Source organism: Streptomyces pathocidini (assembly GCF_001418495.1).
Classification (GTDB): domain Bacteria; phylum Actinomycetota; class Actinomycetes; order Streptomycetales; family Streptomycetaceae; genus Streptomyces; species Streptomyces pathocidini.
On sequence record NZ_LIQY01000671.1, the window covers coordinates 1 to 1859 of the forward strand.

The 1859-nt window shown below is 72.1% G+C and carries 2 protein-coding genes; one reads left to right on the plus strand and one right to left on the minus strand.

Features of this window, described 5'->3' with window-relative positions:
- Positions 1-161 precede the first annotated feature (161 nt).
- Positions 162-1157, plus strand: coding sequence for an aldo/keto reductase (locus tag AOK16_RS24300; RefSeq protein WP_055474253.1), 996 nt, complete (start codon positions 162-164; stop codon positions 1155-1157).
- A 367-nt stretch (positions 1158-1524) separates the two neighbouring features.
- Here AOK16_RS24300 and AOK16_RS24305 read toward each other — a convergent pair.
- On the minus strand, positions 1525-1859 hold a 335-nt coding region (locus tag AOK16_RS24305), incomplete at its 5' end, for a 2'-5' RNA ligase family protein (protein ID WP_276202526.1).

The window sequence follows — 1859 nt, forward strand, 5'->3', positions numbered from 1 at the left end:
CCCACGACGGCACCCACCCCAGCCACCGAGGCGAACACAAACTGGCAGCGGCATTCGCGAACGCACTGCACCAGGCGTGGGACCTGGGCGGCCCGTACGAGGCGAAGCACTTGCCCTGAAGCGCTTGATTCAGGTGGGCTCCAGGGCGTTGGCTGGGACCCATGGAGTACACGCAGCTCGGACGCACCGGACTGAAGGTCAGCCGACTGGTCCTCGGGACCATGAACTTCGGGCCCCACACCACCGAGGCCGACAGCCACACGATCATGGACGCCGCGCTCGCCGCGGGCGTCAACCTCTTCGACACCGCCAACGTCTACGGCTGGGGCGAGAACAAGGGCCGCACCGAGGAGATCCTCGGCTCGTGGTTCGCCCAGGGCGGCGGACGGCGCGACAAGGTCGTGCTCGCCACCAAGGTGTACGGGAACATGTCCGCCGACGAGAAGCCCTGGCCCAACGAGGACAAGCTCTCCGCCCTCAACATCCGCCGCGCCGTCGACGCCAGTCTCAAACGGCTCGGCACCGACTACATCGACCTCTACCAGTTCCACCACATCGACCGCGCCACCCCCTGGGACGAGATCTGGCAGGCGGTCGACGTCCTCGTCCAGCAGGGCAAGATCCTCTACGCCGGGTCCAGCAACTTCGCCGGCTGGCACATCGCCCAGGCCAACGAGACCGCCGCGCGCCGCGGCACGTACGGGCTGGTCAGCGAGCAATGCCTGTACAACCTCGCCGAGCGGCGCGCCGAGATGGAGGTCATCCCGGCCGCGCAGGCGTACGGGCTCGGGGTCATCCCGTGGTCCCCGCTGCAGAGCGGGCTCCTCGGCGGCGCGCTCCGCAAGGAGCGGGAGGGCGGCGCGGTCCGTTCCGCGGCCAACCGGTCGGCCGAGGCGCTCGGCAACCCCCGGCAGCGCGAGCAGATCCAGGCGTACGAGGACCTGGTCGAGAAGTACGGCCACCAGCCGGGCGACGTGGCACTGGCCTGGCTGCTCACCCGGCCCGGCGTGACCGGACCCATCGTCGGGCCGCGGACGGGGGAACAGCTCGAATCGGCGCTCCGCGCGGTCGAGTTGAAGCTGTCGGACGAGTTCCTCGCCTCGCTCGACGAGATCTTCCCCGGCCCCGGGCCGTCTCCGGAGGCGTTCGCCTGGTAGCACGCGGGCCCGCGCTCGCTTAGCGCGCGGGCCGACCTGGCGGCCGCGCTCAGCCGAGCGCGGCCGCCAGGATCACGACGATCAGCATGACGACGAGAGCGCCGCTCACGATCCGGGTTCTGGTCTTGGTGTCCACGCCTTGAGGTTAACGGGACCACAAACCCCACCACCCGCCAGGTACCACGCGGCGCCCAGCCTTGCCCGGTCCCCGCCCGTCAGGTGCCGTGCTCCGACCTCTCGACCCCGGCCCGCTCCAGCCCGACCTGCTCCGATCCGCCCCGCTCCCCCGGCCGTCAGGCGTCGGGTCCCGCCTCGGCCGTCGGATGCGGGGACGAGCCCCGGCCGTTCACGCGCGCGAGAACGGCCGTCAGGTGCCCAGCTTCCATCTGCCCACTGCCTCGTAGCGCGGCTGCTCCTTCTCCACTCCGCCCTTCGGGAGGTAGCTGCGGATCAGCAGCAGCTCGTCGACCGTCCACGGACTGCTCTCGAACCCCGCGAGCGCGTCCGCGTACGGGCGCAGGCTCTGGTGGGGGCGGCGGGCGCGGGCGACGGTCAGGTGCGGGGTGTAGCGGCGGTGTTCCGCCATGGAGACGCCCGCGCGGCGGGCGCCCGCCTCCGCCGAGTCGGCCAGGCGCCGCATCGCTTCCGGCTCGCCGTCCGCGCCCACCCAGACGACGGCGCGGGCGAAGCGGCCGCCGCCGG

Bases quoted from the DNA above. Each gene is read 5' to 3' on its own strand.
- AOK16_RS24300 (WP_055474253.1), top strand. From the start codon at position 162: ATGGAGTACACGCAGCTCGGACGCACCGGACTGAAGGTCAGCCGACTG.